This is a genomic window from Enterococcus sp. LJL51, assembly GCF_049894025.1.
Lineage (GTDB): Bacteria > Bacillota > Bacilli > Lactobacillales > Enterococcaceae > Enterococcus_L.
Window position 1 is genome coordinate 223075 of sequence record NZ_JBNEQE010000004.1, and the last position, 12722, is coordinate 235796.

Consider the following 12722-nt stretch of genomic DNA (forward strand, 5'->3'; position numbering starts at 1 on the left):
TCAGCTCCCCTCTGGTTTGAACCGGTAGCCAACACCCCAAACCGTTTCTATATACTGTTTATTCTCTGCTTCCTGATTGATTTTTTGGCGAATTCGGCTAATACAGGTCATTACTGTATTATCAGATTCTAAATATTCTTCCTGCCAGACCTGCTGATACAGCTGCTGCTTCGTAAAAACCTGTTCAGGATACTGCAGGAAAAAATGCAGCAGCTTGTATTCAAATTCTGTCAGCTCTAATACACTTTCATTTAATCGAATACGGTGGAATTTGGGCTCAACCTTAAATGCGCCAACTTCCAGCACCTGCGCTGCTGTCTGGCTGTTATTATTAAACTGAGTCGAACGGCGAATTTGAGATTCTACACGGGCAACTAGCTCATGAATACTAAATGGCTTGGTTAAATAATCATCTGCACCCAGCCGAAGACCAGAGACCTTATCTGACTCATGCTCTTTAGCTGTCAGCATTAAAATTGGCACTACACTTTTTTTTCTTATCTCCCTCAATACATCAAAGCCGCTTAGCTTAGGCAGCATTACATCTAGAATAATCAAGGAAAAGTCTTTTTCTTCGGCAAGCGCCAAGCCTGTTTCTCCATCAGCAGCAGAAGTTACCTGATAGCCCTCCGCCTCTAAGCACTGCTCCAATAACCGACATAGCTCACGATCATCATCAATAATTAATATCTTCATTCCAATCCCCCTTACATTGACTAAGACCTAGCTTAAAATTCCACTAAAATCTCTAAAAATACATTTATTTCCTTAATAGTTTCCAAGCAATCCCTAGCTAAAGCTTCTATATACAAAAGCTATCTGTTAAATCGTTTCTAAAAAGGTGATCCTATCATTTTTATCTTCTTAAATACATCTCTTGACTCCATCATAAGAAAAATTAGTCTTTATCACAACAGGCAAAAGACTGAACTTAAGGAGAAACTATTTTATTTCACTATTTTCTGTTCATCTATCCTAGAGAATACGGCATCTATAATCCTAGAGAAATCAACTTTCATAATAGAGGAGCTTCCCTTTTATTTTTGATTGTATTAATTATACTTCTCATTCCATCCTCTGGTTTCTTGATACTTGAAGTTTGGTAGAAATCCCTGCCGATAGCTTCCCAGTACAACTAAAAAAGGAGACTTCTGCTCTCAGAACTCCCCATTGCTAAAATACTATTCATTCGTGTTTACTAGTCTCGTTATTCTATCTTTTTTCATTCTAAAAAAAGATTGCTGCCATTTTTTCTACAAAGCGATCCCGTTGTTCTTTTACCATAAAATCACAGCCAAGCTCCAGACGACTCTGATGTCTTCTTAGAAAAGCTGTCTGCAATACAGTAATGATGATAAAAACAGAAGAATCCATCTTACCATTTTCTGATACAACAGCCGCTAGTTGTTTGATGTTTTCAGCAGTAGCATCCATTTCCTGTGGATTTTTCATGTTTTCTAAAATAGCAATTTCTGAAACTGCTGGATTTTCAAACAAGCTATCTGCAAACTCTTGCCCCCAAAGAACGATACTATCGAAATCTCCAACAGGTAAATTAGCGAATGTAAATTTTTCGCGCTGTTTTTCAGCAAGCCGCTGCAGCCCAATCTCTATTAGCTGGTTTTTTGTTTTAAAGTAATAATTTATGGCCCCTACTGCAACGTTGGCCCGTTCAGCTATCATTCTTGTTGTCACTGTTTTAATATTTCCATCGGATTCCTGAATAAGTGCTATGGCACTTGAAATAATTCGTTCTATTACATCTTCATGAATAGTCATAAGAACCTCCAAAATAGCTGCCTTTTTTCAAACTATCAGCACACAGCTTCATAATTTTTTCAATTTTATTTTCCAGTATTGTCGTTTGTCACACAGGTCTTTTTACGACTTGCTTTCTGAATGCCCTACTTCAGCGGCTAAGCGAATCGGTACCATAATTTCCAATTGACTGTATCCCATGACCTCTGCTGCCTCAGGCGGAGTTGTCACTGTGCAGAGATCGTAATGGTTTTCCCGTTCGTCTAAAACAAACGTTTTACTGTCTACAATATATTGTCTAATTTCACCAAAAACCCGCTGCTCATCTTCAAAGCTATCCGCTTTAGCCAAAGCACAGGCATACAAACCGCCTTCCAGTTCAGTTATTTCCCACGGAGAGACATCCTGCTCAAAATCATCAGGAACGGCATAGTACCAAATCATTGCGTCCTGCTCACGGCCATACATTAAATAGTCTCTGGTATACCATCTATCTTTTCTTTTTTTGTCAAGGGCACTCCAAAAAGAGTCAAAGGCTTCCAGCTTACCTCCTCGCTGAAAAGGTTCTTCATTATATGCGTACCCAGTTGTGACTGCTTTACTCTTAGGCAGTCGAATAATTCTAATTGCTTCCATTCTGCTCATCCTTCTAAAGAAAATTAGTTGAACACCGTTTTGAACGTTGTTCAAAAACAAGTATATGCTACCAGAGATAACCTGTCAATCCAATCCAAAAATCAATTAAAAAGGAAAATACTCACTAATAGATTAATACTTTTTAGCTCTTGTACTTCTAGATACATATAGAAAAAACGCTCATGTCTTGCCTCTTTAGTGTGAGAACAATGCAGTGAGCGTAAAGCTGCTGTATAATTTTTCGATTACGGCGGGTTATCAAATTTCTTCCTGTCTCAACTAATTTTACTTGTAGTTTTTTTCGGGTTTAACGGCACAGTTCAATGAAGGCTTCAAAGTTCGTTTGCTTTGATAATTTCCTAACAAAGCTGCCCTCGTCCAAGATTTTAACCAGCTGACTAAACAGCTCTTCAAAAGAAGTGTCCCGTTCCTCTTTCAGCGCCAGAAGCAGCACTAGTCGGACTCGATTACCACCCCAGTCAATCGGCTTGTCCAGACAGCAGACAGTTACCGCATTTTTCAGCGCACTTCGTTGAATCGCATGGGGAATGGCATAATAATTTCCATAGGAGGTACTGGAAAGCTGTTCACGGCTTAAAACCCGCTCTTCATAGTCTGCTTCGCAGTAACCTAGATTCGTCAGATTCCGACATAAAAAACGAATGACTTCTTCTCTGGTTTTGAAACTCTGAGCAGGAAAAAACAGCTCTTCTTTGAAAAACTTATGTAAAATTGACTCAGAATCCTGCAGCTCATCTAACCGCAGCTGAATTTTTTTTACATCTTCATCACTAAAAAAGGTCCCATACTGATAGACAGGAAGCTTTTTTGGCAAAGTCAGCTCCTCTGTCGTCACTACTAAATCAACATCTTCCATCTCCGCTGTTTCCAAATCGAACACCGAAGATAATTCTAGTAGTTCAATTGAATATTTCGTCATTTTTTTCAGCTTATTCCGCACTAATCTGCGGCTAGCTGCACCATACGGACAAATCAGCAACAGCTTCCTTTTTTTCCCATAACTGATATTTTCCGAAGCCGAAAGAAAATGCAAAGCAATGTAGGCAATCTCATCATCAGGAAAGGTAACATCCAGTGTCTTTTGAATAAATGCTGCTGCGTAAACACTCACATTATAGATGAAAGGAAACTTGTTTTTCATCTCTTCTGTCAATGGATTTGTCAGATATTGTTTTTGAACAGACCGCTTATACAAAGCAGATAAGTGAGTCACTAAATAGTCTTTCATCCGCTCATCAGCAGAAAAATCAATATGAAAATTGAAGGCAACACTCTCTAATAATTGTTGAACAATCTCAGTAAACTGGTGTTCATTTGTCTGCTCTGCCAAAATAAATTTGCCTGAATACAACCGGGCGATATAATACATCTCCTGAGGCGGAATTGTGATTGCCATTTTCTTTTGCAGCTCCTGAGCAAACTGCTCTGCCAGCAGCCGGCTTTTCTCATCGCTTTGCCGCAGCCGATCCGCCTGCACATAGCTTCCTTTACTGATTCTTTCAATTAATACAGCTACATGTAGAATGAATGAAATAGTTGAAAAATCGTTCATAGAAAAGTGATTCTCTTTGTGATAGGTGATAATCAATCTGGATAATGCCTTTAAATCACAAAATTCAAAGTAGTCCGCGTATTTATCTAGACTTAACTTATGATTTTCAATTTCCTGATTAAGAAATATATTAAAAATCTGTCGCTTTTGCTCCTCTTCGCCTTCAATCAATAATTGATTATGCCTACGCACAATACACAGCGTTTCATCTCTTTCGGCAATCACTCGATTGAGGGCTTTAATCATCCGGTCAAGAGTAGACTCACTCATATAAAATTCATCCGCCAGCTCGTAAAAATCTGTTTTCTGAGCATCAATGATTCGATTAAGAACCTCAAACTGAAGGTTTTGAGGCTCCGCTTCTGTTAAAAGCTTATCCAGCTGATGATTGACATCATTTAAAAAGTAGCCTTTGCCGGCCTTTGACTCAATAACCGGCGGCTGAAAAGCCGTATTGATTTGCCTGATATCATTTCGAACTGTTTTTGAGGAAACACCTAAGGCTTTTGAAAGGCTGTCAGCTGTCAGCATTGTCTGATGTTCTTTTAACTGTTGCAGCAGTTCACTTTGTCTCTTAGAAATAGTCATTCAGCTTCCCCCAGTCTGTTTTTTAAGTATAGCATTTACTACCATAAAATAACACATATTCTAAAGATGATTCAATATCTAAAAATGATTCCCTTTAAATTTATTTGACAGAAAAGCATGTTTTTTATAAATAAATTTTATTTTATATAACAAAGAAGAAGGTCAGAATTACTCTAACCTTTCTTCAACGAATCCTCGTCTATCCTTCCGCTTCAACCGATTTCTCTGTGGACTCAGCTTCCAGCGTAACCAGATTTTTTTCATAAATCTTAAGAAACGGATAATACATTAGACCATTCAGTATAATTAATACGAAGACCAAAACGACAGCTCGCCAATCCAAGGTTGATAAAAATGCTCCTATAGGCGCCGGCATCTGCCACGAGAATACTGCGAATGTTTTACCAACAATTCCCCATGACATACACAGATACGTAACTATGCCATTAAAAACAGAAGTAAAAATGAACGGGAAAAAGAAAATTGGATTCAACATCAGCGGAGTCCCAAAGATAATCGGCTCTGAAATACCGAAAATTGAAGGTAGAAACCCGATTTTCCCAACTGTACTCAGCTGCTTGGATTTTGAACGAATCATCAGCAATGACAATGCCAGTACGGAGCCGGAGCCGCCAATAATAACAAAATACGTCCAAAATGGAGTTGTAAAAATATGAGATAAATCTGTGCCTGCCATCTTTTCTGCTGCATTGATTGAAAGGTTGCCATCGCGGATAGGTCCTAAAATCCCTGCTAAAGCGGCATCATGAATTCCAAAGAACCAGAACAGATGAATCAGGAAGATAATTAGAATAGTAAACGGCAAACTGTCAGCCGCTTTAAAGCTCGGTGCCATAATATCATATAAAAACTTAACAGCTGTTGTTTCCATCGAATGAAAGATGATAAAAATCAACGAGAAAAAACTCAATAAAATAAGTCCCGGCACCAGTGCTGCAAAGGTTTCCGACAATGAAGCAGGTACGCTATCCGGCATTTTAATTCTGCCAATATTTTTCTTGCGCATCCAATGATAGCCCTCTACTGTGACGATTGCGACAAAGATGGACAGCAGGATTCCCCGCCCATCAAGAAAGCTGATTTCTACTTCCTTACCGTCCCATCCCAGCTTCAGCGGCTCAAGCACCAGCATCAGAAAGCCAGCAATCGCAAACATCATTGGACGTAAAATATCTTCCTTATAATGACGGCAGAGATAATAGGTAATGCCCACACAGATAAACAGAGACATAGCGCTTAAGGTAACGCCGCTAATCCAGTTCAGCACCATACTATTTTTTTCAGCAAAGTCTGCCCATGCCAGTATAAACCCATTGGTTGTATCTTCAGTCACTGGAGCCGCTTTCAAGATAATCGGAATAGAGCCGAATAATGTAATCGGCAGCATGGACATAAAGGCATCTCTGGTTGCTTTTAAATGGCGTTGCTGGCTTAGCTTATTGGCTAAAGGTGATATATATCGATCCATTTTTTCACTTACTGTACTAAATCCCATCGTTTTATCCTCCTATTAGTTTCTGGATATCTTCATAGACACCTTTTCCGTCCATCATGCCGTATTTAACTGGTGAAATTGCCTGAACTGGTACATCCACGGCTGCTTCAATCTGAGGCATTAAAAAGCGAATCTGCGGACCAATTAGAACTAGGTCAATGTCTGTCAAGTAGTCTTTATACTCCGATTCACTATAGGCACTGACGGAAACGGTGTTGCCAGAGGCTGCTTCTATTTTTTTGGCAAGGATGCCTGTTGACATCCCTGCATTACAAACTAACATAATCTTTTTCATTTCATTCCACTCCCTAGTCAAATTCTCTGCGGCTGATTAGTTTCCCTTGGCTTTCAATCACTTCTTTAAACCAATAATAAGAGGCTTTTGGCTTTCTCTCCTGCTGCTTTTCAAAATCTACAGCAACAATCCCATACCGTTTCTCTACACCATTTTTCCACGAATACAAATCAAATGGCGCCCACGCATAATACCCTCTAACGTCACAGCCTTTATCTATAGCGTTCATAATCGCATTGATATGATCGTTCATAAAAGCAATTCGATAGTCATCGTTGACTCGTTCTACTGTGACATCTTCTCTTACGCCAATCCCATTTTCCGTTACATATAACGGCAGTTTATAGCGGCTGTAAGCTTCAATCAGACCATCTTCCAATCCTTTAGGATAAATTTCCGTATCCCATTCCGTAGTTTCATTGTTCGGGTCTTTTACCTGCTCAAACCAGTTTTTGATTAAAACCTTGCTTTCGCCTTTTTTCCCTGTATGATTAAACCTAAGCTGTGTTTCGCCGCCAGTATAAGGTTTTACCAAGGTTCTCGAATAGTAGTTCAAACCAATAAAGTCGACAGTATTTTCTTTAATAATCTTCAACTCGTCTGCTTTCATGAAGCTAATATCGTGATTTCTGGCAAGCTCTGAAACCAAATCAATAGGAAATTCTCCCAATGCTGCGGTATCCAGTATCCAGTTATTACAATAATTATCGGCATAACGCATCGCTACCTTTGTTTCAATGGTCTCATCAACACCGTTTACAGGCGTATAGCTGTGAACGATGCCAATTCTACCTGGATAGCCGCCTTCTCTAAAGGCTTTCACTCCTAAAGCACTAGCGTACATTACATTATAAGCTGCTGTCATCGTTTTTTGAGTATCTTGATAACCTGGCGGATAATTACCGATTTTATAGCCGTTGACTACAAACCATTTCGGTTCGTTAAAGGTCGTCCAGTTTACAATCTTATCACCAAAGCTTTCATAGCAGACCTTTGCATAATGGGCAAATGCTTCACAGACATCGTGGTTCAGCCAGCCGCCCGTTTCTTCCCAATACTGAGGTAAATCCCAATGATACAACGTTACGAAAGGTTCAATCCCATATTTTTTACAAGCATCCAGTACACGATGATAAAATTCAATTCCCTTCGGATTTATTTCTCCTTCACGATTCTTGATAATTCTAGGCCATGCCAATGAAAAGCGATAAGAATTTTGTCCGCCTTCCTTCATCATGCGAATATCTTCCTCATAACGGTGATAGTGGTCACTGGCAACATCTCCGTTTTCCATATTTTCCTCATGAAGGTAATAATCCCACATTGATTCTGCCTTTTCATCCACATTCCAAGCACCTTCACACTGATAAGAAGCCGTTGCGCCGCCCCACAAAAAGTTTTTATCCATTCTCTACTGTCTCCTTCCATTTATATAGTTCACCTAATTCGCCAATCATATCCACAGCAATATCTGTGGCTGATAAATGCCCTTCTGCATGAACCAGCAACAAATCCACATCCTTCATTCTGTCTTCTGAAGACAGCTTCCGCAGCAGCTCCGCATGGGCCTTATGAGCCAATTTAATTTCTGCTTTTGCTTCAGCATACTTATTATCAAATAATTCATGATTGTTTTGCTTTACTTCTATTAACGCTTCATAGGCACTGCTTTTCGCATTACCTGCATGTAGGATAATTGCCATCGAGTCCAATTCTGTACTCACTTCATTCATTTCCTGCATCGCCAAACCTCCTTGTTGTTCTATACTTACTATAAAACGTTTTCAATTCAACTTAAATTTTTTGTTTTCCACTTTGGAAGTGGAAAAAAGCAGAAATCATCTCTGATTTCCACTTTTGATTGTGGCAACTGTCATTTTCTAAGTATTCAATTCGCAAAAAGCAAGCTTGAATCATAAACGCTTATTCCTAATAATTTCAACGGCTACTCCTAATTCGAGGATTGAAGCGAAACAAGAGTCACAACATAGAAGCCGGTTATTCGAAATTAGTACAAAGAAAGAGTTTAGGCATTTAATTATCGCCTAAACTCTTTCCCTTATGTTTTCAAATCGAATGCTTCATCAATCGATTGATATGAACGCCCAGATACACAATTTCTTCATCTGGGATGGTGGTTTTATAAACCTTTTCAATGTATTCCTTGACCTTCGTCGCATTTTCCATCGCTGAAGGATAAAGAATCCACATTTGCCGATAAAGCTCCTCTTCCCCATCATCCAACAGCTTATCTGAATAGTATCTTTCTACAAAGAAACGGACATGGGTAATGAAGCGCGTGTAATGGACGGATTCTGTATCAATATCCTGCTGCAGCGAATAGCGAACCATGTTAACAATTCCGCCAATCATTTTAGCATATTTGAAGCCGTCGCCATGCTCGCTGTCCTCTGACTGAGCGTTAATTAAATGGAAGGCTATATTACTCGCTTCTTCCTTCGGCAGTTCAATCTGATACTTTTCATTCAGCAAACTCAAGGCGCTTTGTCCAACCTGAAACTCTTTAGGATAATAGCTTTTAATTTCCCAATATAATCGGTTGACAATGTTCAGCCCTTCCTGCGCCCGTTCTACTGCAAAATTCAAGTGATCGGTTAACGTCAGATAAATCGTTGAATTGAGCTTTCTGCCCAGCTCTTTTTCAGCTTGAGCAACAATATCCCGTGTCATTTCAAAAAACTCAAGGGGAATCTCTGCAACCAAATCCAAAATCTGAGCCGATTTCTTCTCTTCAAGAGGTAGAAAAATCTTATCCACCTGTTCCCCGGAAATTTCTTCTCCAGGCTTTTTTCCATAGCCGATGCCCTTACCAAGAGCAATCATTTCCTGACCATTTTCTTCAACGAGAACAACACTGGAATTCAATACCTTTTTTATTGATTTCACTTGTTTTCCTCCGTATCTCTTTATTCTTTAGCCAACGAGGCACCATTTGTTGCAATTACTTCTTTGTACCAGTCGAAAGAGTCTTTTTTCAGCCGCTCATACGTTCCGTTGCCTTCATCATCTGCATCTACATAAATAAAACCGTAGCGTTTTGTCATCTGTGAAGTTCCGGCACTCACCAAATCAATCGGTCCCCAGCTAGTGTAGCCAATCAAATCTACACCTTCATCGATGGCTTCCTTCATTTGGCGGAAGTGGGCTTTAAAGTAGTCAATCCGGTAGGGATCATGAATTTTTCCATCTTCTACCCGATCAACAGCTCCCATACCATTTTCCACAATCATCAGAGGAACATTGTAGCGGTCATATAATTCAATCAGGGCTATTTTTAGTCCCTTCGGATCGATCTGCCAGCCCCAGTCTGTAGACGGCAGATAGGGATTTTTCACACCTAAAACAGTATTTCCCGGCGTCCGCTCTGCGTTTGGATTTCCAGATTCAGCCATCGACATATAGTAGCTGAATGAAACAAAATCAACCGTGTGCCCCTTAAGGATTTGTTCATCTTCTGCTGCCATTTTAATGGTTATTCCACGTTTTTTCAAATCCTGTTTAATCATACGTGGATATTCCCCTTTCACTTGAACATCCGCATAAAAATTATTTTCCAAGTTTTTCTTGAGTGTCAGCTCGACATCAATCGGTGCGCACGTCAGCGGATAGGTCATCAGCTTTGTCAGCATACATCCTACCTGACAGCCCGGAATTTTTTCATGGGCAATTTTTGTAACCAGCGCACTCGCCACAAATTGATGATGAAGCGCCTGATAAACATCCTGTTCCAGCTCGCCTTCCTTACTTTTATCCGGAACGACTCCTGCAGTTGTAAACGGATGGCGGTGAATACTGTCAATTTCGTTAAAGGTCAGCCAGTATTTAACGTATTTTCCAAAGCGTTCAAAACAAACTGTTGAAAAACGGACAAAATCATCAATTACCTTACGTGCTACCCAGCCATTATACTTCAAGCTAAGTGCTAAAGGCATCTCATAGTGGGATAAAGTGACAATGGGCTCAATGTTCAGACGTTTCATTTCCTTGAAGACTTTTTCATAAAACAAAACCCCTTCTTCATTTGGTTCCTGTTCCTCCCCAGTTGGAAATAAACGCGTCCAGGCAATTGATAAACGCAATGTTTTGAAGCCCATCTCTGCAAACAAAGCTAGATCTTCCTGGTAATGATGGTAAAAATCAATCCCTCTACGCTTAGGATACCATTTATCAGTTTGATCAGCTGCCGCTTCGTTTATTGCTTCTGTTGAAATGTGCATATGAGCTGCATAATCTTTGTTGTCTACATGAGGCTTGTAGGAAGCAATATCTGCTACCGATAGGCCTTTGCCGCCGACATTCCAAGCACCTTCTACCTGATTAGCAGCAATTGCGCCGCCCCATAAAAAATCTTTAGGGAATTCATTTGTCATTGTATTCTTCTCCTCTACTGATGAACATCATTTATTTTTTATCAAATCTATTGGCTTTTTTATTTATACCAGCTGTGTCACTGCTAAGATATCTGAATCATTAGTCACTGTTTCTTCAACATTAAAAGAAGTAATAGTAAACTTATCTTTGTTGGTTACTACACAGATAATCGTTGGATCAAAGCCTGCTGCCTGTATCATTTCCAAATCGAATTCCACAAGCTTTTGTCCACGTTTCACCAGATCGCCGGTTTTGACCAGTGCCTTGAAGCCTTTTCCTTCTAAACGAACTGTATCCAGCCCGATATGAAATAACAGCTCTGCTCCGTTACTTGTCTTTAGACCAATCGCATGATTGGTCTCAAAAACCATCGTAATTTCCCCATCTTCAGGTGCTGTTAAGATACCTTCTTCCGGAATAATTCCTACACCTTCACCAACCATACCGCTAGAAAAAACCTCATCCTTTACTTCAGACAGCGAAATTACTTTACCGACTGCCGGACTTGAGATAACGGCACTGGCCAACTCGCCGTCAAAGAAATTTTCTTTTTTGCTTTCTGTCTCACCAGCTTCAACCTTATCTTTATATAAAAACAGAACTAAGATAAAGGCTGCTACAAAAGAAAGCCCCAGCGCTGCGAAGGCAAACGTCAAATTCATTGGATTGTTTTTATCCGCAAACATCGTGATACTCGCAATTCCCGGTCCGACTAATGCGAAAGCTTTAATTGCTGTGATGCCGGCAAAGGCTCCGCCGATTAAACTAGAAGCCATAACTCCATATAAGACACGCTTGTTTAAAATGGTTACACCATATAATGCAGGCTCTGTGATTCCAAACAAGGCAGAAATCCCTGCAGAAACAGCCGTAGAGCGTAACTTTTTATCCTTGGTTTTAATACTTACCGCAAAACAGGCCCCGGATTCCGCAATGTTGTGCGCAAGAGAAGCAGGCAGATATAAAAGCTCCGCACCCAGTTCACTCATAGAAGAAACCGCATAAGGAATCATTGCTTTATGCATACCAGTTACTACCATCAATGGCAGGACTGCTGCCAGCAGCCCTGTAGCCACCCAGCCAAACTGTTCGTACATCATAATAATTACGGAAGAGAATGCTGTACCGACATTATAGCCCAGAGGTCCTAAAATCAGTAAAGCAATTGGTACGGTAATCACCAGACTCATCATCGGTACGAAGAAAATCCGAATCGGTTTTGGAGAGAATCGAGTAAATAGCTTCTCCATTTGCGCATAAAACAAAACGGTTAAGATGGCTGGAAATACTTGAGAAGCATAGGCAATATTTTCAATATTAAAGGAGAACAAGTTTGCCCCTTCTGCGAGCATTGCCGTCATATCCGGCAGAAGCAATGCACCCACTGCGGAAACGGCAACTAATTGATTGACCTTTAGCTTATTCGCTGTTGTCATCGCTACCAATATCGGCAGGAAGTATAGCGGCGCACCGCCAATCAGATTTAATATCTGGTAGGTTTGACTTTGGTCACTCATTATACCTGATAGAGAAGCCAGCAGTAGTAGTGATTTCAGCACCCCGCCGCCTGCAATTGCTGGAACCAGCGGCTGGAAGATTGAAATAACAAAATCCAGAACAATTGAACCAATTTTCTGCTGTTTTTTTGCTGGGCTGCCTTCTAAGCTCATTTCTCCCAATAGACCTCTGACCTCATCATAGACCTCTACCACATCATTTCCGATAATAACCTGACACTGAACGTTTTGTCTAACCCCCATCACGCCAGCCACTTTTTCAAGCTGTTCTTTTTGAACCTTGCTGTCATCTTTTAAAGTAAAGCGCAGCCGTGTCGAGCAATGCTCCAGATGGGAAACATTTTCTTTTCCGCCAATTAAGGACACAATCTCTGCTGCTGTCTGTTTATAATTCATTTGATTATCCTCTTTTCTTTTTTCAATCTACATAATTGTATTCTGTTGGCC

11 protein-coding genes are annotated in these 12722 nt (G+C 40.2%); all 11 read right to left on the reverse strand.

Going from position 1 to position 12722, the window contains the following annotated elements; all coding sequences use genetic code 11:
- Positions 1-696 carry a response regulator transcription factor gene (locus tag ACPWSO_RS06370; protein ID WP_426082034.1) on the reverse strand — a complete coding sequence of 232 codons (696 nt, stop codon included), beginning with the start codon at positions 694-696 and terminating at the stop codon, positions 1-3.
- Between the two features lie 531 nt (positions 697-1227).
- Positions 1228-1779, reverse strand: a complete 552-nt coding sequence (locus ACPWSO_RS06375; RefSeq protein WP_426082035.1) for a TetR/AcrR family transcriptional regulator — start codon at positions 1777-1779, stop codon at positions 1228-1230.
- A 102-nt stretch (positions 1780-1881) separates the two neighbouring features.
- Positions 1882-2394 (reverse strand): hypothetical protein, encoded by a 513-nt coding sequence (locus tag ACPWSO_RS06380; RefSeq protein ID WP_426082036.1) that lies wholly within the window; start codon positions 2392-2394, stop codon positions 1882-1884.
- A gap of 307 nt (positions 2395-2701) precedes the next feature.
- Positions 2702-4555: a BglG family transcription antiterminator gene (locus tag ACPWSO_RS06385; protein WP_426082037.1), complete on the reverse strand. Its 1854-nt coding sequence runs from the start codon at positions 4553-4555 to the stop codon at positions 2702-2704.
- Between the two features lie 199 nt (positions 4556-4754).
- Positions 4755-6071 carry a PTS sugar transporter subunit IIC gene (locus ACPWSO_RS06390; protein ID WP_426082038.1) on the reverse strand — a complete coding sequence of 439 codons (1317 nt, stop codon included), beginning with the start codon at positions 6069-6071 and terminating at the stop codon, positions 4755-4757.
- Between the two features lie 4 nt (positions 6072-6075).
- On the reverse strand, positions 6076-6366 hold the full coding sequence (locus tag ACPWSO_RS06395) for a PTS sugar transporter subunit IIB (protein ID WP_426082039.1): 291 nt from the start codon (positions 6364-6366) through the stop codon (positions 6076-6078).
- A 13-nt stretch (positions 6367-6379) separates the two neighbouring features.
- Positions 6380-7774, reverse strand: a complete 1395-nt coding sequence (locus ACPWSO_RS06400) for a glycoside hydrolase family 1 protein (protein WP_426082040.1) — start codon at positions 7772-7774, stop codon at positions 6380-6382.
- Positions 7767-8108 (reverse strand): PTS lactose/cellobiose transporter subunit IIA, encoded by a 342-nt coding sequence (locus tag ACPWSO_RS06405; protein ID WP_426082041.1) that lies wholly within the window; start codon positions 8106-8108, stop codon positions 7767-7769. The genes ACPWSO_RS06400 and ACPWSO_RS06405 overlap by 8 nt, the downstream gene beginning before the upstream one ends.
- Positions 8109-8433: 325 nt before the next feature.
- Positions 8434-9273 (reverse strand): BglG family transcription antiterminator LicT, encoded by an 840-nt coding sequence (gene licT / locus ACPWSO_RS06410; protein ID WP_426082042.1) that lies wholly within the window; start codon positions 9271-9273, stop codon positions 8434-8436.
- 20 nt (positions 9274-9293) lie between these two features.
- Complete coding sequence (locus tag ACPWSO_RS06415) at positions 9294-10757, reverse strand: glycoside hydrolase family 1 protein (RefSeq protein ID WP_426082043.1); 1464 nt, start codon at positions 10755-10757, stop codon at positions 9294-9296.
- Positions 10758-10820: 63 nt separating this feature from the next.
- On the reverse strand, positions 10821-12671 hold the full coding sequence (locus tag ACPWSO_RS06420; RefSeq protein ID WP_426082044.1) for a beta-glucoside-specific PTS transporter subunit IIABC: 1851 nt from the start codon (positions 12669-12671) through the stop codon (positions 10821-10823).
- Positions 12672-12722 lie beyond the last annotated feature (51 nt).

Coding starts and splice junctions, on each gene's coding strand:
- ACPWSO_RS06380 (WP_426082036.1), bottom strand. CDS start 2,394: ATGGAAGCAATTAGAATTATTCGACTGCCTAAGAGTAAAGCAGTCACA.
- ACPWSO_RS06415 (WP_426082043.1), bottom strand. CDS start 10,757: ATGACAAATGAATTCCCTAAAGATTTTTTATGGGGCGGCGCAATTGCT.
- ACPWSO_RS06395 (WP_426082039.1), bottom strand. CDS start 6,366: ATGAAAAAGATTATGTTAGTTTGTAATGCAGGGATGTCAACAGGCATC.
- ACPWSO_RS06375 (WP_426082035.1), bottom strand. CDS start 1,779: ATGACTATTCATGAAGATGTAATAGAACGAATTATTTCAAGTGCCATA.
- ACPWSO_RS06385 (WP_426082037.1), bottom strand. CDS start 4,555: ATGACTATTTCTAAGAGACAAAGTGAACTGCTGCAACAGTTAAAAGAA.
- ACPWSO_RS06370 (WP_426082034.1), bottom strand. CDS start 696: ATGAAGATATTAATTATTGATGATGATCGTGAGCTATGTCGGTTATTG.
- ACPWSO_RS06405 (WP_426082041.1), bottom strand. CDS start 8,108: ATGCAGGAAATGAATGAAGTGAGTACAGAATTGGACTCGATGGCAATT.
- ACPWSO_RS06420 (WP_426082044.1), bottom strand. CDS start 12,671: ATGAATTATAAACAGACAGCAGCAGAGATTGTGTCCTTAATTGGCGGA.
- ACPWSO_RS06400 (WP_426082040.1), bottom strand. CDS start 7,774: ATGGATAAAAACTTTTTGTGGGGCGGCGCAACGGCTTCTTATCAGTGT.
- ACPWSO_RS06390 (WP_426082038.1), bottom strand. CDS start 6,071: ATGGGATTTAGTACAGTAAGTGAAAAAATGGATCGATATATATCACCT.